This is a genomic window from Buttiauxella cochleicola (assembly GCF_021282405.1).
Lineage (GTDB): Bacteria > Pseudomonadota > Gammaproteobacteria > Enterobacterales > Enterobacteriaceae > Buttiauxella > Buttiauxella massiliensis.
Map to the genome: position 1 here is coordinate 34,711 of NZ_JAJSOU010000004.1, position 18,394 is coordinate 53,104.

Genomic DNA, 18,394 nt, shown 5'->3' on the forward strand with positions numbered 1-18,394 from the left:
TGTCAGCATGGCGGTAATTCTTCAGGAGGCGCAATGGAAAAGGAACGCATTATTCAGGAATTTGTTCCTGGAAAACAGGTAACACTGGCGCATTTAATTGCCCACCCAGGCGAAGAACTGGCAAAGAAAATAGGTGTGCCCGGCGCTGAAGCCATTGGCATTATGACGCTGACTCCCGGTGAAACAGCAATGATAGCGGGTGATCTCGCCACGAAAGCTGCCAGCGTACAAATAGGTTTTCTGGACAGATTTAGCGGCGCACTGGTGGTTTACGGTTCGGTCGGGTCGGTAGAAGAAGCGTTACAACAAACGATTACCGGCCTGAGCAGCATTCTTAACTATACCGTCTGTACCATGACGCGGAGCTAGGTCTGATGAAACGCATCGTTTTTGTCGGCACCGTGGGCGCGGGAAAAACAACGTTGTTTAACGCATTACAGGGAAATTATTCACTGGCGCGAAAAACTCAGGCGGTTGAATTTAGCGATGCAGGGAATATTGATACGCCGGGGGAATTTATCAGCCACCCACGTTTATATTGCGCATTAATAAATACCCTGATTGATGCGGATTTATTGATATATGTCCATGCTGCCAATGATTCGCAATGCCGTATTCCCGCCGGTTTACTGGATATTTACCCGCACCTGCAACAGGTTGCGGTAATAAGCAAAATTGATTTGCCCGATGCAAATATTGCCCAAACGCAGGCGATGCTAATTGACTCAGGATTTACGTCGCCAATATTTGCACTGAACAGCCTGGATGCTGAGAGCGTCAGGCAACTTGAGGATTATCTGGCCGAAGTCGCAGGCCTGAAGGAACCTGTTCAATGAAAAAGCTGATTACTGCAAACGATGTTCGTGAAGCCCAGACTCGTGGCCTTAAAACTATCGCTTTCGTGCTAAAAGAATCGATTGTCACGCCCGAAGCCCGCGTGGTTGCCGACCAACTCGAGATAACCTTAGTCGAAGAGGATGCAGGCCCGGTGGCAGCAGACCATACGCCGCCTCGTTCTGAACGTCAGCGTATTCGTGAAGAAATCCTCTCTCAGTTACCTGAAGGTAAGTTCACGGAAAGCCTGATGGCACAACTCATCGATAAAGTTGAGCAAGAGCAGAAAACCCGCTCGGGCAGCGGAATGCAGCCCAGCTTCCACGCGGTCACGGGCAAGGGCGGAATTAAAGTCATTGATGGCAGCTCGGTAAAGTTTGGTCGTTTCGATGGTGCGCAAGAGCCGTGCGTTGGGCTAACTGATCTGGTGACAGGCGCAGATGGCAGTAGCATGGCCGCTGGTTTTATGCAGTGGGAAAACGGCTTTTTCCCCTGGACGCTGAATTACGACGAAATCGATATGGTGCTGGAAGGGGAATTACATATTCGCCACGAAGGCGAAACGCTTATCGGCAAAGTCGGGGATGTGATGTTTATCCCGAAAGGCTCCAGTATTGAATTTGGCACCCCAGGCCACGTTCGTTTTCTTTATGTTGCCTGGCCTGCCAACTGGCAGGAATGCTAAGGCGAGGCGCGTATGAGCACCTTCATCACCGAAGACTGGCTGCGGGCAAACCATACCCTCAGCGAAGGGAGCGAAATTCGTCTGCCTGCTGACAGCCGTATGACGCCATCCGCCCGCGAGTTGATTGACGCTCGTCATTTACTGGTGAAATTCCAGGATGACGACGGACGGTTGTTTGTTGAAATGCAGGAGCAGTTACAGCCAGTTCATGGCTTGACGAGTGAGGCAGTAGCGCAGGTAGCCCATTGTGAGTTGTGCCAGCAGCAAGTGAAGGAAAAACCAGACACGCTAACTCATCTCAATGCGCAGGTGTTTGTGGCGAAAAACGATCCTCGTCTGGCGTTTCGCGCAAGCCTTGATAGCACCATTGCGACTGCGGTGTGGCTACAAACTGAGTTTGATAAAACAGTGGCACTTTGGCTTGCAGATATCCGCTCTTTGCTTGGGAATATCATGCGTGCTGATGCTCTGGAGCAGGCGCTACCAGAACAGCAAATCGTTGGGTTATCGGCTGACGATTTACACCAGTTATCTCATCAACCGTTGAAATACCTGGGGCATGATCATCTGGTGCCAGATGCCGCTCACGGGCGTGATGTGGCATTGCTCAATCTTCTGCGTACCAGGATCCGTGAAACCGAAATTTGTGCCGCAACGGTGTTTATCGGTGTGGATTACCACGTGCAAAAAGCTGATTTGTTGCAGGCGCTGAATCGCCTCTCGAGTGCGGTTTATGTACTGATGATCTTGTGCCTGAAAAAAGAGTGGCCGGATGCATCTGCGCTACAACGGCGCCTGGCAGGAGGCCAACATGCTGCTTGATCGCTGTCGCCGCCAGGCCCAAAACCAGCCACGCCGGGTTGTTTTCCCGGATGCGAAGGATGCTCGTGTAATAGAAGCGGCGCATTACCTGCAACATCATGGCCTGGCACAACCCATCATCCTGGCCAATCCATTTGCCTTACGCCATTTCGCCCTCGCGGCAGGGCTGCCGCTCGATGGGTTACATATTATTGATCCGGCAACATCACATGACTGGCTGGTGCAATTTCATCAGCAGCTTTCTCAGCGCCTGGGTGATAAAACTCCGGATGACTCAACAGAACGCTTGCGTGACCCTCTCTGGTTTGCCGCCGCAATGGTTAAAGCAGGGAAAGCTGATGTGTGTATTGCGGGGAATATTTCTTCAACTGCAGCTGTTTTGCGTGCTGGATTAAAAGTCATTGGACTACAACCGGGCGTTCAAACGCTTTCCTCACTGTTTCTGATGCTGCCACCCGAAGGGGAGCGGATTCTTGGATTTGCTGATTGCAGCGTAGTGCCACAACCAACTGCGGTGCAGCTTGCTGATATTGCTATCAGTAGTGCACAAAGCTGGCAGGCCATTACCGGGCAACCCGCTCGCGTCGCCATGTTGTCATTTTCTACCAACGGCAGTGCCAGGCACCCTTGTGTCGCCACCGTTCAACAGGCAACAGACATCGTGCGTGAACGAGCACCTGAACTGTGTGTGGATGGTGAATTGCAATTCGATGCGGCCTTCGTTCCCCAGGTTGCTGCGCAAAAAGCACCTGAAAGTGTGCTGGCAGGGCAGGCGAATGTGTTGGTATTCCCGTCGCTTGAGGCAGGCAATATCGGCTACAAGATTGCACAACGGTTGGGAGGGTTTCGCGCTCTCGGCCCGTTGATTCAGGGGTTAAGCGCGCCCTTGCACGATCTTTCCCGTGGATGCAGTACCCGCGAAATTATTGAGTTGGTGCTGGTGGCTCAAACCACCCTCACCCCAACCATCTCCCTCAGGGAGAGGGCAAACAGTGAAGCTGGATAAAACTAGATTTTTAACCGAGTGAGAGGAAATGAATCATGGAAGCATTAGGACTGATCGAAACCAGAGGTTTGGTAGCAGTGATTGAAGCATCGGATGCGATGGTCAAAGCGGCTCGCGTCAAACTGGTTGGAGTAAAGCAAATCGGCGGTGGGCTGGTAACAGCAATGGTTCGTGGTGATGTGGCGGCCTGTAAAGCGGCAACCGATGCCGGAGCTGCTGCAGCCCAACGCATTGGTGAATTGGTTTCCGTTCACGTCATCCCACGTCCACATGGCGATTTGGAAGAAGTGTTCCCAATTGGCCTGGGTAGCGACAAGACTATCGATTGATAGCCGGTGACGTCACCCCCGGACGTCACCTTTCCTTAATTCAGTCATCTGGCAGCCTCAGGGCGGCACGGGATAGCTGTACCTGAATTTTGTCCGGAGGCGAGCATGAAGCTGGCAATGGTCATTGGTCAAATCGTTTGCACAGTCCGCCATAGCGGACTTGAACACGACAAGTTGCTGATGGTGGAGATGATTAACCGTCAGGGTGAGCCGAGCGGCGAGTGCGCAATAGCCACCGACAGCATTGGTGCCGGAAACGGCGAGTGGGTGTTGCTGGTGGGCGGTAGTTCCGCTCGCCGTGCGCACCATAGTGAAGCCTCTCCGGTCGACATGTGCGTGATAGGCATTGTCGATGAAGTGGTCATGGACAGAGAAATCATCTTCCATAAATAGTGAGGATTGAACGACATGGACAGGCAACAAATTGAGCAGGTGGTGAAAGCCGTACTGGCAGGAATGGCCGCTAACTCAGCGCCAGAACCTGTTACCCCACCTTGCGATGCAGGTGTTTTTGCCTCACTGGATGACGCCGTTCAGGCAGCCAGTGCCGCCCAAAAAGCCTTAACCAGCGTGGCGATGCGCCAGAAAGCTGTTGCGGCAATTCGCCTGGCGGGCGAACAACATGCGCAACAGCTTGCCGAAATGGCTGTCGCGGAAACCGGAATGGGCCGTGTTGCAGATAAATGTGCCAAGAATATTGCTCAGGCTCGTGGTACTCCGGGCGTTGAGTGCCTGACCCCTCAAGTGTTAACGGGTGATAACGGCCTGACACTCATCGAGAATGCACCGTGGGGCGTGGTGGCCTCGGTTACACCTTCTACTAATCCTGCAGCGACAGTCATCAACAACGCCATCAGCATGATTTCAGCCGGAAATAGCGTGGTATTTGCACCACATCCGGCGGCAAAAAAAGTCTCGCAGCAAACTATCACCTGGCTTAACGATGCCATCGTTGCGGCAGGCGGCCCAGCGAATTTACTGGTCACGGTGCTCAATCCTGATATCGAAACCGCGCAGCGATTATTCAAATATCCCGGCATCGGTTTATTGGTGGTGACAGGCGGTGAAGCGGTAGTAGATGCCGCACGTAAGCACACCAACAAACGTTTGATTGCGGCGGGTGCGGGTAATCCACCGGTTGTAGTGGATGAAACTGCCGACATTCCTCGCGCAGCAAAAGCCATCGTGCAGGGCGCTTCATTCGATAACAACATCATATGCGCTGACGAGAAAGTGCTGATTGTGGTGGAAAGCGTGGCCGACGCCCTGCTTGAAGAAATGCAGCGCAATCACGCAGTTTTACTCAGTGACGCGCAGGCTGAAAAACTGCTGCCAGTGCTACTGAAAAATATTGATGAACAAGGTAAAGGGCAAGTCTGCCGTGACTGGGTCGGGCGTGATGCTACCAAAATTGCCGCAGCTATCGACCTCAACGTTGCCTCTGAAACACGTTTGCTGCTGGTACAAACCACTGCGCGTCATCCGTTTGCTGTAACAGAGATGATGATGCCCGTGTTGCCGATGATCCGCGTGGCAAACGTCAGCGAAGCCATTGCGCTTGCGGTGAAACTGGAAGGTGGTTGCCATCACACCGCCGCTATGCACTCACGCAATATCGACAATATGAATGCCATGGCGAACGCCATCGACACCAGTATTTTCGTCAAGAACGGCCCTTGTATTGCCGGACTGGGATTGGGTGGCGAGGGCTGGACTTCCATGACCATCACCACGCCAACAGGTGAGGGTGTGACATCAGCCAGAACCTTTGTGCGCCTGCGTCGTTGCGTACTGGTAGATGGATTCCGCATCGTTTAAGGAGGCAGTAATGGCACGCACCGAGCAGACCTGGCTCAACGACCGTTTAAGAAACGCGTCTTTGCTGTGTAACGGGCAACCGAAAACGGTACAGCAACCGCTGTGGCTGGGTATCGATCTTGGCACTTGCGATGTGGTGTCGCTGGTTGTCGATAACGACTGCCAGCCCGTTGCCGTTTGCCTTGACTGGGCCGATGTAGTTCGTGACGGCGTGGTGTGGGATTTCTTTGGTGCGGTGCAGATTGTGTGCCGCCACCTCGACACGCTGGAGCAGCAACTGGGCTTTCGGTTTAGCCATGCTGCGACCTCATTCCCGCCGGGAACAGACCCGCGAATTTCTCTCAACGTGCTGGAGTCCGCGGGGCTTGAAGTGAGCCGTGTGCTGGATGAACCGACAGCCGTTGCCGATATGTTGCAGCTCGACAAAGCGGCCGTGGTGGATATTGGCGGTGGCACAACCGGCATTGCTGTGGTGTCACAAGGGCAAGTGATTTACTCCGGGGATGAAGCGACTGGTGGGCACCATATTTCCCTCACGCTCGCAGGTAATCAAGGCATTGCACTAGAAGACGCCGAACAAATGAAGCGCAATAGCGACGGCAGCCTCTGGCCGGTGGTTCGTCCGGTTTACGAAAAAATGGCAGACATTGTTGCTCGCCACATTGAAGGTTACGACGTCGAACAACTCTGGCTGGCGGGTGGGTCTTGTATGCAACCGGGTGTTGCAGGGTTATTCCGCCAACGTTTTCCAGGTATCACCGTTCAGCTTCCCCCTCATTCCATTTTCATGACGCCATTAGCCATCGCGGTGTGCGGCATGGCACAAGTGGAGGGTGCTCATGCACAGTGAAGAAATGCAATCCGCGCTATATCAGGCGCTGGACATGATGAATGCTCGCAACGTGCGTGAGTTTGCTGTTCCGCCCGCCACGTTTATGGGACCGGGGGCGGTGGCGCGTTGTGGTGAAGCGCTGCGCGAGCGCGGTATTAATCGCCCTTTGGTGATGGTCGATGGCATGTTGCACCGTGCTGGAATGACTGAGGTTCTGGAACGTAATCTGAAACATAGCGGCATCGCATATGAAATCTGGTCTTGCCCGCCGGGTGAGCCTGTCGACAGTGATATAGGTGCGGCGGTTGAACAAATCAGCCGTTGCCAGTGTGATGGCATTGTCGCACTAGGTGGCGGTTCCGTTCTGGATGCGGCGAAAGTGGTCGCCGTTATTGCTACTAATCCTGAGCTCCCCCTGGAAAGTCTTGTCGGCGGAACACGCCTCAATCGCCGCCTGCCGTTTATCGCTATTCCAACTACATCGGGAACAGGATCGGAGGCCACCAATGTCGCCGTGATTATTGCGGCACAAACTCACCGTAAACAGGTGCTGGTTCACGCCATGCTGATCCCAGACTTAGCGATTATTGATGCTTGTCTGACGCTTGGTGTCCCGCCACATATTACCGCCGCAACAGGAATCGACGCCTTAACCCACGCCATTGAAGCCTACGTAGCAAGTAATGGTACACCGCTGACTCGTGGGCTTGCGTATCGCGCGATTAACAGCATCTGTCAGGCGTTACCGCAAGCTGTTGGGCAGGGGCATGATTTGGTGGCGCGTGAAGCGATGATGCTTGCGTCTTACATGGCGGGAATGGCGTTTTCTAACGCGGGACTAGGGTTATGCCACGCGACGGCTCACCAGATTGGCGCGGCATACGACATTCCACATGGCAAGGCAAACGCCATCATGTTGCCCGCAGTCATGAAGTTTAATCAGTTAGTTTGCAAAACAGCGTATAGCGAAATTGGCCATGCGCTGACGGGAAAACCTTGTGCGGCAAGCGAGAGTATCGCTTTTGTAGAACACCTGATTGATGAACTTGAACTTGGCAGCGGATTACGCGCCGCTGGAGGGCGTGATGCCGATTTTGCCGGTTTTGCCCACGCAGCCTTGAGCGACATTTGCATTACCACCAATCCACGCACTGTGACGGAAGCCCAGATTATCACGCTGTATCAGGACGCCTGAACGGACATTACACCCGCCTGCCCGCAGGCGACGAAGGAGAAGGGATATGGGTATTAACGACATTATCATGTACATCATGATGATTTTTATGCTGATTGCCGCTGTTGACCGGGTGTTTATTCAGTTTGGCGGGTCAGAAAAAATCCTCGGTTTTATCGGGCTTGGCAAGCTCGGCAAAAGCATTTCCGGTTCTGGCAGCCAGTTTGAAGAGGGCTTCATGGCAATGGGCGCGCTGGGATTAGCGATGGTCGGGATGACTGCGCTGGCCCCGGTTCTGGCGTACCTGCTTGGCCCGGTGATTATCCCGGTCTATGAAATGCTTGGCGCGAACCCTTCGATGTTCGCCGGAACACTGCTGGCTTGTGATATGGGCGGTTTCTTCCTCGCTAAAGAACTGGCCGGGGGCGATGTAGCAGCCTGGCTATATTCTGGGCTTATCCTCGGCTCAATGATGGGGCCAACCATCGTATTCTCGATCCCTGTAGCACTGGGCATTATTGAACCTTCCGACCGGCGTTATCTGGCGCTGGGCGTGCTGGCGGGAATTGTGACGATCCCAATTGGTTGTATTGCCGGTGGCCTGGTGGCGATGTATTCCGGCGTAGAAGTGAACGGGCAGCCGATTGAATTCACTATGAGCCTGATTCTGCTCAATATGATCCCGGTACTGATCGTGGCAGTTCTGGTGGCATTGGGTCTGAAGTTTATCCCCGAAAAAATGATTAACGGCTTCCAGATTTTCGCCAAAATTCTCGTCGCGATTATTACTGTTGGCCTTGCGGCAGCAGTGGTGAAGTTCCTCGTAGGCTGGACACTGATCCCAGGCCTTGATCCCATCTTTATGAGTGAGGGTGATAAACCCGGCGAAGTGATGCGTGCTATCGAAGTGATTGGTTCGATTTCTTGCGTGTTACTGGGCGCTTACCCAATGGTACTGCTGCTGACTCGCTGGTTTGATAAACCACTGATGCGTGTTGGCAATCTGCTGAAAATTAACAATATTGCAGCGGGTGGCATGGTGGCGACACTCGCTAATAATATCCCGATGTACGGCATGATGAAGAATATGGATGCGCGTGGCAAAGTCATTAACTGCGCGTTTGCGGTGTCGGCGGCTTTTGCACTGGGCGACCACCTGGGCTTTGCTGCGGCCAATATGTCACCGATGATCTTCCCGATGATTGTCGGCAAGCTGGTGGGTGGCGTGACCGCGATTGGTGTCGCAATGCTGCTGGTGCCTAAGGAAGAAAGTGCTCAGGTTGTGGCTACGTCTGTGGAGGCACAATCGTGAAAATCCGCGAACTGATTAGCGTGGGTATTGATGTCGGTACCACGACAACACAGGTGATTTTCTCCTGTCTTGCACTGGTGAACCGGGCTGCTATTTCGCAGGTGCCGCGCTATGAGTTCGTGAAACGTGAAATTACCTGGCAAAGCCCGGTGTTCTTTACCCCGGTTGATGTTGATGGCCATCTGCGTGAGGACGAGCTATTAAGCCTTATTCTCGCGCAGTATCAGGCTGCGGGGATTGCACCTGAAACAATCGATTCTGGCGCAATTATTATTACTGGCGAAACAGCAAAAACCCGCAACGCGCGGCCAGCCGTGATGGCGCTTGCCCAACGGCTGGGCGATTTTGTTGTCGCTACCGCTGGGCCGCATCTTGAGTCGGTTATTGCTGGTTATGGCTCCGGGGCGCAGGCGTTATCGCAGCGTCAGTTAAACCGGGTGATGAATATTGATATCGGAGGCGGCACGGCAAACTATGTGCTGTTCGAAGGCGGTAAAGTTGTCGCCTCGGCTTGCCTGAATGTGGGTGGGCGCCTGTTTGAAACCGACACTCAAGGCAACGTCGCTTTCATCCATCGCCCAGGGCAGTGGATTGCCGATGAGCTGTTCGGTGAAGGTAAAAAAACACTAACGCCTGCACAGCTTGAAGCCGTTGCCGACCGCATGGCACAACTGCTTTATGAAGTTATCGCAGGCGAGATTTCACCACTGGCACAACGTCTGTTAATGACGGATGCGTTGCCCGCTGGAAAGCCCGCCGATGTGATCACGCTGTCTGGTGGCGTGGGGGAATGCTACCGCCAGCCACCAGAAACGCCATTTATCTTTGGTGATATTGGTCCGCTTCTGGCTCAGGCGATTCATCGCCATGCTGGATTTGCTTCGCTACCGGTACAAGTTCCCGATCAAACCGTTCGTGCCACCGTAATTGGCGCTGGCGCACATACACTCTCGCTTTCGGGTAGCACCATCTGGCTCGATGAGCTGACATTACCGCTGCGCAATATTCCGGTTGTTCACCCTGTCGGGCACGACGGGCTGGCTGATAACTGGCAACAGGGGCTGGCACTAATGGACCTTAATGCCGCGCAAGACAGCTACGCGCTTGCCATTCCACCGGAGCTTTCTACCAGCTACGCCACTGTGCAGTTGGTCATCAATGCAGTGAATATTTTTACCCAACGCAACCCAGGTCTGCAGCCGCTTATTGTTGTCGCGGAACAGGATCTGGGCAAGGCGCTGGGGATGCTGCTGTATCCACAAATGGAGCAGCGCAAGCTTGCGGTGATTGACGAAGTGGTCACCCGCACTGGCGATTATATCGACATTGGTTTGCCGTTGTTTGGCGGAGCCGTCGTCCCGGTAACCATTAAATCACTCGCCTTTCCTTCCTGAGGGATCGACACAATGAAACTAAAAACCACGCTGTTTGGGCAAGTTTATCAGTTCAAGGATGTTAAAGAAGTGCTGGCGAAAGCCAATGAATTACGTTCCGGCGATGTGCTGGCGGGCGTGTCTGCTCACAGTTCACAGGAACGTGTGGCGGCAAAACAGGTGTTGTCTGAGATGACGGTTGCGGATATCCGCATGAACCCGGTTATCGCTTATGAAGATGACTGCGTGACGCGCATTATCCAGGACGACATCAACGAAACGTCCTATGCGCGGATTAAAAACTGGAGCATCAGCGAGCTGCGCGAGTACATCCTCAGCGATGAGACCAGCGTTGATGATATTGCCTTTTTACGCAAAGGCATCAGTTCCGAAGTGGTGGCAGCAGTGGCTAAAATCTGCTCGAACGCGGATTTGATCTATGGCGGCAAAAAAATGCCGGTCATCAAAAAAGCGAATACCACAATTGGCTTGCCGGGCACCTTTAGTGCGCGCCTGCAACCGAACGATACGCGTGATGATGTGCGCAGTATCGAAGCACAAATTTACGAAGGGCTGTGTTTTGGTGTGGGCGATGCGGTGATTGGCGTCAACCCGGTGACGGATGATGTAGGCAACTTAACCCGCGTGCTCGACACCATTTACAGCGTTATCGACAAGTATTCGATTCCGACGCAAGGCTGCGTACTGGCGCACGTAACCACGCAAATTGAGGCCATCAAGCGTGGCGCGCCAGGCGGGCTTATCTTCCAGAGTATTTGTGGCAGCGAGAAGGGGCTAAAAGAGTTCGGCGTTGAGTTAGCTATGCTGGATGAGGCTCGTGCGGTAGGGGCGGAGTTTAACCGCATCGCCGGGGAAAACTGCTTGTACTTCGAAACCGGGCAAGGTTCGGCACTTTCCGCTGGGGCAAACTTTGGTGCCGATCAGGTGACAATGGAAGCCAGAAATTACGGCCTGGCACGCCATTACGATCCTTTCATCGTCAACACCGTCGTCGGGTTTATCGGGCCGGAATACCTCTATAACGACCGGCAGATTATCCGTGCCGGGCTTGAAGACCACTTCATGGGCAAGTTAAGTGGCATCTCTATGGGCTGTGACTGCTGTTACACCAACCACGCAGATGCGGACCAGAATCTCAACGAGAACCTGATGATCCTGCTGGCGACCGCCGGATGTAATTACATCATGGGGATGCCGCTGGGTGACGACATCATGCTCAATTACCAGACCACGGCATTCCACGATACCGCTACCGTGCGCCAGCTTCTAAACCTGCGCCCATCGCCGGAGTTTGAAGCGTGGCTGGAAACAATGGGATTGATGGCTAATGGCCGTTTAACGTCCCGGGCTGGCGATCCGTCGCTGTTCTTCTGAAATCATCAGGGAAATCATCATGGACCAAAAACAGATTGAAGAAATTGTACGCAGCGTGCTGGAGAATATGGAAACCCCAGCCAATGCCGTGCAGCCTGCGGTTGTTGCTTCCCCAACTACGCCTGTCGTGGTGCAAACAACAGAAGAAAGTTGCAGTGTCGATTTAGGTTCTACCGAGGCCAAAATGTGGATTGGCGTGCAGAACCCGCATCGTGCTGATGTGCTTGAAGAGTTGCGCCACAGTACGGTTGCGCGTGTATGCACCGGCCGCGCTGGGCCGCGCCCCCGCACTCAGGCTTTGTTGCGCTTCTTAGCTGACCATTCACGCTCGAAAGATACCGTTCTTAAAGAAGTGCCCGCCGAATGGGTGCAGCAGCAAGGGCTACTGGAGCTGCAATCAGAAATCAGCGACAAAAACCTCTACCTTACACGCCCGGATTTGGGGCGCCGCCTTAGCGCTAATGCCATCGAATTGCTGCGCACCACTTGCAAACAGAACCCGGATGTCCAGGTCGTCATTTCCGACGGTCTTTCAACAGATGCTATCACCGCCAACTACGGCGAGATTTTGCCGCCGTTGTTGCAGGGGCTGGAACAATCCGGGCTGCATGTCGGCACACCGTTCTTTGTGCGCTATGGGCGCGTGAAGATTGAAGATCAAATCGGTGAGCTACTGGGGGCGAAAGTGGTGATTTTGCTGGTGGGCGAACGCCCAGGGCTTGGGCAATCGGAAAGTTTGTCTTGCTACGCCGTTTACTCGCCAAAAACTGCCACCACGGTAGAAGCCGACCGCACCTGTATCTCTAACATTCACCGGGGTGGTACACCGCCAGTAGAAGCGGCTGCCGTCATTGTCGAACTTGCTAAACGTATGCTGGCGCAGAAAGCGTCGGGCATCAACCTGACTCGTTAAAGGGAGCATTACCATGCCAGCTTTAGATTTGATTAAACCGAATGTGAAAGCGATGCGGGTTATCGCCAACGTCAGTGAAGGATTTGCCCGTGAACTGAAATTGCCTGCCCATATTCGTAGCCTGGGTTTGATTACTGCTGATTCTGATGATGTAACCTATATTGCCGCCGACGAAGCGACAAAACAGGCACAGGTTGAAGTGGTGTTTGGACGTTCGTTGTATGCTGGCGCCGCACACGGCCCGTCACCTACAGCCGGGGAAGTTCTGATTATGCTGGGGGGGCCAAACCCCGCGGAAGTGCGTGCCGGGCTGGATTCGATGTTTGCCACTATTGAACAGGGGCCTGCTTTTCAGTGGGCTAACGATGCGGAAGATACCGCTTTTCTGGCTCATCTAATCTCCCGTACAGGCTCGTATCTTTCAACAACGGCAGGGATCTTGCTGGGGGACCCAATGGCTTACCTGGTTGCGCCGCCGCTGGAAGCCACGTTTGGCATTGATGCTGCGTTGAAATCTGCTGATGTGCGCATTGTCACTTACGTGCCGCCACCGTCGGAAACCAACTACTCAGCAGCGTTTATGACGGGCAGTCAGGCCGCTTGTAAAGCCGCTTGTAACGCCTTTAGTGAAGCTGTGCTTGAGATAGCGCGTAATCCAATTCAGCGTGCATAGGGGCTAAACGATGAACTCACTCGGTTTGCTCGAAGTGTACGGCCTGGTCGCGGGAATTGATGCTGCGGATGCGATGCTTAAGGCAGCAAACGTGCGCTTATTGAACCACGAAGTGCTCAATCCTGGCATGGTGACGTTGGTTGTTGAAGGGGATCTTGCGGCTTGTCGTGCAGCGCTGGATGCAGGCTCTGCTGCTGCCAGCCGCACCGGACGAGTGGTTAGCCGTAAGGAACTGGGCCGCCCTGATGAAGACATTGAGCGGCTAGTTTGCAGTTTTGGCCGTAAGCCAGCAGCCAAACGGGTGGCAGTCAAACCCATGGAAACACAAGCGTTACTCGATGTGCTGCAAACCCAGGAGCACGGGATGACGGCGGGTGAAGTCGCGGCGCATTTTAACTGGCCGCTCGAAGAAGCCAGAACGCAACTTGAGGCTTTATTCCATGACGGAAAATTGCGTAAGCGTAGCAGCCGTTATCGTCTGAAGTCTGAGTAGTATCGCAAGGAGTCGCGTATGAGTAAGAAAATTAATACTGACTTACATCATCTGCGTAAAACGGAGTATGCGCGGGACGAAAAGGTGACACCTCTGATTGAAGATGATGTCATTCAACAGCGTGTGACAAAAGATGTCTATGAACATGCCTGCACCATCACTGCGTGGCAGCAACTTTACGATCAGCTCCAGCCTGGGCATTTTCAGGGTGAACTGACTGAGATGCTATTTGATGACATCCAAATGTTTCGTGAATACACCAGCCTTGCTCTTCGCCAGTCTTGCATGGTGTGGCCGAATGCCTTCTGGTTTGGCATTCCGGCCACGCATGGCGAAAAAGGGTTTATCGGTACTCAACTGTTGGGAAAAGAGGAGATCGCGGCCCGCCCCGGAGGGACGGAGTTTGAGCTTAGCACACCAGATGAATACACTATTCTTGGCGTGGTGATTGCCAACGATGTGCTATTTCGTAATGCAGGGCTGTTTCAGCAACCCGATGTTTTATTTGAGCTTTTGCAAAATAACTCTGCGCTGGATGTGTGCCAGCAGAAAAAAGAGACAATCTGGCGTTTTATCAATGAAGCGCTGGCACATGGCAGTCATGACCCTGAATGTATGCGCAACGAAAACGTGCGCAGAGTACTGACACATAATTTGCTCTCGGGGATGAGTGAACTACTGGAAAGTGCCCAGCCGGTAGCATCAGAACTGATGTCCCGTAAAATCAGCTATCAACGCCTGGTATCACAGGCACGTGACTGCGTGTTAAGTCGCACATCGGAACCGTTAACGGTACTCGAGCTATGCAATGAGTTACACGTTAGTCGCCGTACTTTGCAAAATGGTTTCCATGCAGTACTGGGTATCGGGCCGAATGCATGGCTTAAAACACTCCGTTTAAATGCAGTTCGCCGGGAATTGATAAGCCCGTGGTCTAACTGGAATACGGTGAAGGACGCGGCGATGCATTGGGGCTTTTGGCACCTCGGACAGTTCGCCACTGACTATCAACGCTTGTTCCTGGAAAAACCTTCTGAGACATTGCATTTGCGTGGTCGTGAATGGCAGTGATAGAAGGAATTAATGTTGGATGACGCTGCGCTAACCCGACACCGTTTCAAGATACAAGGGTGGATTAGCGCAAGCGATATCCACCGGTTTTTTTAAGCTATGTTTGTGGTTCGCAGGAGTCGGTGTTTTCAAATCATCCACCCGCGCACTCACCAGGTACATCAATACTCCATTAAGCAACCGCAATTATTTCGATAAATTCTAATGACCTTTCTCCTCGCAAATATCTAATTATCAGCGCCATAGGCATTATGCCAGGTGAGACTCACGAGCGCATTTCTGCTAACGTCAGCAAAACTAAAGACATCAGGAGGTCGTATGCGTCAGAGAATTATCGTCTGCCCAATTATTGAAAATAACGGTGAAGTGCTGCTGTGTAAGATGGCAGACGATCGCGGTGTGTTCCCTGGGCAATGGGCGTTATCCGGCGGTGGAATGGAGCCGGGTGAACGAATGGAAGAGGCGTTGCTACGCGAAATTCATGAAGAGCTGGGCGCAGAACTGCAGATAAGCTGTGTTAAACCCTGGACCTTTGCCGACGACGTGCGCGTGAAGACCTATGCTGATGGCAGCAAAGAAGAAATCTACATGATTTATCTGTTGTTTGACTGCGTGAGCGCCAATCGCCATGTCACGTTTAATGAAGAATTTCAGGAAATCGCCTGGGTTAAACATTCTGAACTGGGTAACTATGATTTGAATGAAGCGACACGAGCGACCTTCAGCAAAAAAGGTTGGCTTTGATCTCTGTTGTACATATCCGAAATTAAGGAACTCGATGCGTAAAGTCCTTATCTGGTTGATTCTCTCGGTGCTGTCTGGTGGCGGTGTTGTTTTCTACGCTCTGCATCAGCAGTATGAGGAACAAAGCGCTGAGTTCCGTATTTTGTATCGCGATATCACGGTCAAACTTGCGCAAAACGATGTCATTCTCGCGCTGCTTTCAAACAGTAGCGACCCGGCGGTAGTGCAACAGAAATTCCCCTATATTTTGCGCTGGCAAACCACGCCTCATAATCCTCCACGGCCGGATATCAACCCTGCACGCGCGGGGACCTACTGGATCAATTCACCACAAGGTTCTTTGTTGATTGATTTACCCACATTGCTTACTGATCTGGTGCGTACACAGAAGTTTCATCACTTTAGTCTAAGCTGGCAAGGTGTCGCACTTCTCACCCAGGGCGCTGCCGGGAATGATGATTGGTGGCGTTGGGAGAAACAGATTACCAGCCCCTCGCAACCGCTAAATCTGCAGGTGACGAATAATCCTGACTGGCGAAATTTACCCTGGCTAATTCTGGTGCTGGTGGGTGTTTTCTGGGCAATGGCTATCTACTTATATAACCAGCATCAGACGACGAAGCGCCAGCGCAATATTGCTGATTTACGCGCCCATTTTTCAGAACTAGCCCGTCTTAACGCGATGGGAGAAATTGCTGCAGGAATGGTGCATGAACTCAATCAACCGCTTACGGCAATTTTGAGCTATACACAAACCGCGCAGCGCCTGATTGCACAACAACAGGCTGAAAAAGCTCAGCCGCTGCTGGAAGCTTCGGTTATGCAAACAAAGCGTATTAGTGCATTGCTGCTGGAGTTTCGGGAGAAATTGCACAGTGATGAACAGACGTTGCAACCGGTGGATTTGTACAGTACCTGGGAAAGAGTAGCGATGCTGCTGGGTAATGAGATTGAACGTGGAAAAGTCACGGTAATAAACCAAATCCCTGAATCATTCCCTTCACTTATGGCCTCACCACTAGGTATTGAGCAGATATTCCATAACCTGCTCAATAACGCGATTCAGGCGCAGCAGCACAATGACAAAGCCTGGGTGTCAATCAATGCCCGCCAGGCCGGGAACGACATCGTGTTGACCGTCACTGACGGTGGGCCAGGGCTGAGCGAGCAAGCCTTAGAACAGGTGTTTATGCCTTTCTTTACCACCCGTAAAGAGGGGTTAGGACTAGGAATGGCGTTGACCGAAACGCTGGTACAGCGGCTAAATGGCAGTATCTACGCAGAAAATAGTGCTGCGGGTGGCGCGTGTTTCACCCTGACTTTTCCACACATACACCAGGAGGCGTGATGGGGCAGCGAATCTATCTTATTGACGATGATGAAGCGATACGCTTTTCATTAACCGCACTTCTGGCAACGATGGGTTGGGAAACACAAACCTACACCAGTGTACAAAATTTCCTGGAATCCCAGCCAGATATGCCAGCCCTGAATGGTTGCCTGTTGCTGGATATTCGTATGCCTGGAAAGTCCGGGATCACGCTTTTGGAAAGCTGGGAACAAATGGGATGCAGCCTGCCAGTTATCATGATGACCGGGCATGGCAGTATAGATCTTTGCCGTCGCGCATTTAAAAATGGGGCATTTGAATTTTTAACAAAACCCATTGATGCCGACCTGCTAATTGAAACTGTGAGTGCTGCGCTTGAGCAACAAAAACAAAGCCAGCAGCAGCGTGAAAACCAGTCCGATTTGCAGGCCAAACTGGCGACGCTTTCAGCGCGCGAACAAGAAGTGATGAATCTAATCATGCAGGGGAAATCGAACAAAGAGATGGCGCGGGATCTGTCGTTGTCACCACGAACCGTCGAGGCACATCGCGCAAGTTTGTTTGCGCGGCTTGAAATCAACTCGTTGGCGAAGTTAATAAAAATCTACGGCGGGCTGAAAGGCACTACGTAAAATTACCTGGTTTCCCTGGTATTCATCCGAATGGTTTTGCGCAACCTGGTCCGCTACCTTAACTCTCGTTAATTAATCACAACCGAGTTGAGGGAAGAAACCATGAAAAAATCCATCCTGTTAGCCGCTGCTCTTTTCAGCACTGCCGCAGCAATGCCTGCGTTTGCAAGCAATGTTCTGACCGAAAAAAATCTCTCTCTCGAGTTTGCCGATAAGCTCGCACAGAGTGCCATTCAGGCCTGTAGCGCCAAAAATTACAATGTCGCGGTAACCGTTGTTGACCGTGCCGGCGTTGTGAAAATCGTTAAGCGTATGGATAACGCAGGCCCGCACACCGTTGAAGCCAGTCGTATGAAAGCCTATACCGCACTGACTACCAAAAATACAACGGGCGATGTTATGAAGAGTGCACAGGATAACGCTGGTGCGCAGAACATGCGTGATATCCCAGGTTTCTTATTATTGGGCGGTGGTATCCCAGTGAAAGTTGATAACCAAACCATCGGTGCCATTGGTATTGGCGGTGCGCCGGGTGGCCACTTGGATCAGCAATGTGCCGTTGATGCGTTAGAGGCAAATAAAGTAGCCCTCAACGCTTCCTGAAAGCGAATTTCATGATGTTGCAGGCGTATTGTGGCGTGTAATGTCATGTATAAAAGCACTTGTGCAACATATTCTCCTTTGCTCCTCTTGAGATTTTTTGTCAAAATAATGTATTCAGCGTCAAATACTTTGCGTATTACACGGACGTTTTTTATACATTGATGAGAAGTAAGGGAGTTAAAATGAAGTATATGTTCGCACTTATGTTGAGTCTGACATTATCCGGGTGCACCGCGAGTGATTGGGTAGATGCTGCTGGTGGGATAATGCAGGCTACTGATAAAAATGAAAAAGATTCAAGAAATAAGCGCATAAAAGCGGCTAACAAAGCTGCGGGTTATTAAGATTTAAACAA

The 18,394-nt window shown here is 52.3% G+C and carries 22 protein-coding genes; all 22 read left to right on the top strand.

Annotation, left to right across the window (positions count from 1 at the left end):
• Window positions 1-33 precede the first annotated feature (33 nt).
• On the top strand, window positions 34-369 hold the full coding sequence (eutS, locus tag LVQ79_RS06440; protein WP_232864312.1) for an ethanolamine utilization microcompartment protein EutS: 336 nt from the start codon (window positions 34-36) through the stop codon (window positions 367-369).
• A gap of 5 nt (window positions 370-374) precedes the next feature.
• Window positions 375-836, top strand: a complete 462-nt coding sequence (gene eutP, locus LVQ79_RS06445) for a EutP/PduV family microcompartment system protein (RefSeq protein ID WP_232864313.1) — start codon at window positions 375-377, stop codon at window positions 834-836.
• Window positions 833-1,519 (top strand): ethanolamine utilization acetate kinase EutQ, encoded by a 687-nt coding sequence (gene eutQ / locus LVQ79_RS06450; protein WP_232864314.1) that lies wholly within the window; start codon window positions 833-835, stop codon window positions 1,517-1,519. The genes eutP and eutQ overlap by 4 nt, the downstream gene beginning before the upstream one ends.
• Before the next feature lie 12 nt (window positions 1,520-1,531).
• Window positions 1,532-2,341: an ethanolamine utilization cob(I)yrinic acid a,c-diamide adenosyltransferase EutT gene (eutT, locus tag LVQ79_RS06455; protein ID WP_232864315.1), complete on the top strand. Its 810-nt coding sequence runs from the start codon at window positions 1,532-1,534 to the stop codon at window positions 2,339-2,341.
• Window positions 2,331-3,347 carry a phosphate acetyltransferase gene (gene pta / locus LVQ79_RS06460; protein WP_232864316.1) on the top strand — a complete coding sequence of 339 codons (1,017 nt, stop codon included), beginning with the start codon at window positions 2,331-2,333 and terminating at the stop codon, window positions 3,345-3,347. Before eutT ends, pta begins: the two co-directional genes overlap by 11 nt.
• Window positions 3,348-3,382: 35 nt before the next feature.
• A complete protein-coding gene (eutM, locus tag LVQ79_RS06465) occupies window positions 3,383-3,676 on the top strand; it encodes an ethanolamine utilization microcompartment protein EutM (RefSeq protein ID WP_034455942.1) in 294 nt (97 codons plus the stop codon).
• Between the two features lie 105 nt (window positions 3,677-3,781).
• Entirely contained in the window at window positions 3,782-4,069 is a 288-nt protein-coding gene (gene eutN / locus LVQ79_RS06470; protein WP_134183085.1) for an ethanolamine utilization microcompartment protein EutN, read from the top strand.
• Between the two features lie 15 nt (window positions 4,070-4,084).
• On the top strand, window positions 4,085-5,494 hold the full coding sequence (locus tag LVQ79_RS06475) for an aldehyde dehydrogenase family protein (protein WP_232864317.1): 1,410 nt from the start codon (window positions 4,085-4,087) through the stop codon (window positions 5,492-5,494).
• 10 nt (window positions 5,495-5,504) lie between these two features.
• Window positions 5,505-6,344, top strand: a complete 840-nt coding sequence (gene eutJ / locus LVQ79_RS06480; protein ID WP_232864318.1) for an ethanolamine utilization protein EutJ — start codon at window positions 5,505-5,507, stop codon at window positions 6,342-6,344.
• Window positions 6,334-7,521: an iron-containing alcohol dehydrogenase gene (locus LVQ79_RS06485; protein ID WP_232864319.1), complete on the top strand. Its 1,188-nt coding sequence runs from the start codon at window positions 6,334-6,336 to the stop codon at window positions 7,519-7,521. Before eutJ ends, LVQ79_RS06485 begins: the two co-directional genes overlap by 11 nt.
• Before the next feature lie 46 nt (window positions 7,522-7,567).
• Complete coding sequence (gene eutH / locus LVQ79_RS06490) at window positions 7,568-8,812, top strand: ethanolamine utilization protein EutH (RefSeq protein ID WP_232864320.1); 1,245 nt, start codon at window positions 7,568-7,570, stop codon at window positions 8,810-8,812.
• Window positions 8,809-10,206 (top strand): ethanolamine ammonia-lyase reactivating factor EutA, encoded by a 1,398-nt coding sequence (gene eutA, locus LVQ79_RS06495; protein ID WP_232864321.1) that lies wholly within the window; start codon window positions 8,809-8,811, stop codon window positions 10,204-10,206. Before eutH ends, eutA begins: the two co-directional genes overlap by 4 nt.
• Window positions 10,207-10,218: 12 nt before the next feature.
• A complete protein-coding gene (locus tag LVQ79_RS06500) occupies window positions 10,219-11,580 on the top strand; it encodes an ethanolamine ammonia-lyase subunit EutB (RefSeq protein ID WP_134183073.1) in 1,362 nt (453 codons plus the stop codon).
• A 19-nt stretch (window positions 11,581-11,599) separates the two neighbouring features.
• Window positions 11,600-12,493 (top strand): ethanolamine ammonia-lyase subunit EutC, encoded by an 894-nt coding sequence (gene eutC / locus LVQ79_RS06505; protein WP_232864322.1) that lies wholly within the window; start codon window positions 11,600-11,602, stop codon window positions 12,491-12,493.
• Window positions 12,494-12,506: 13 nt separating this feature from the next.
• Window positions 12,507-13,166, top strand: a complete 660-nt coding sequence (eutL, locus tag LVQ79_RS06510) for an ethanolamine utilization microcompartment protein EutL (RefSeq protein WP_134183069.1) — start codon at window positions 12,507-12,509, stop codon at window positions 13,164-13,166.
• 10 nt (window positions 13,167-13,176) lie between these two features.
• Entirely contained in the window at window positions 13,177-13,659 is a 483-nt protein-coding gene (gene eutK / locus LVQ79_RS06515; RefSeq protein WP_154149993.1) for an ethanolamine utilization microcompartment protein EutK, read from the top strand.
• A gap of 18 nt (window positions 13,660-13,677) precedes the next feature.
• The gene (eutR, locus tag LVQ79_RS06520; RefSeq protein WP_134183065.1) at window positions 13,678-14,730 is read left to right on the top strand and encodes an HTH-type transcriptional regulator EutR; all 1,053 of its coding nucleotides are present in this window, start codon (window positions 13,678-13,680) and stop codon (window positions 14,728-14,730) included.
• A gap of 318 nt (window positions 14,731-15,048) precedes the next feature.
• The gene (gene nudI, locus LVQ79_RS06525; RefSeq protein WP_232864323.1) at window positions 15,049-15,474 is read left to right on the top strand and encodes a nucleoside triphosphatase NudI; all 426 of its coding nucleotides are present in this window, start codon (window positions 15,049-15,051) and stop codon (window positions 15,472-15,474) included.
• 34 nt (window positions 15,475-15,508) lie between these two features.
• Window positions 15,509-16,822 (top strand): sensor histidine kinase, encoded by a 1,314-nt coding sequence (locus LVQ79_RS06530; protein ID WP_232864324.1) that lies wholly within the window; start codon window positions 15,509-15,511, stop codon window positions 16,820-16,822.
• Window positions 16,822-17,436 carry a response regulator transcription factor gene (locus LVQ79_RS06535; protein ID WP_232864325.1) on the top strand — a complete coding sequence of 205 codons (615 nt, stop codon included), beginning with the start codon at window positions 16,822-16,824 and terminating at the stop codon, window positions 17,434-17,436. Before LVQ79_RS06530 ends, LVQ79_RS06535 begins: the two co-directional genes overlap by 1 nt.
• A gap of 102 nt (window positions 17,437-17,538) precedes the next feature.
• Window positions 17,539-18,039: a GlcG/HbpS family heme-binding protein gene (locus LVQ79_RS06540; protein ID WP_232864326.1), complete on the top strand. Its 501-nt coding sequence runs from the start codon at window positions 17,539-17,541 to the stop codon at window positions 18,037-18,039.
• A gap of 182 nt (window positions 18,040-18,221) precedes the next feature.
• Window positions 18,222-18,383: a hypothetical protein gene (locus LVQ79_RS06545; protein WP_232864327.1), complete on the top strand. Its 162-nt coding sequence runs from the start codon at window positions 18,222-18,224 to the stop codon at window positions 18,381-18,383.
• Window positions 18,384-18,394: the final 11 nt, after the last annotated feature.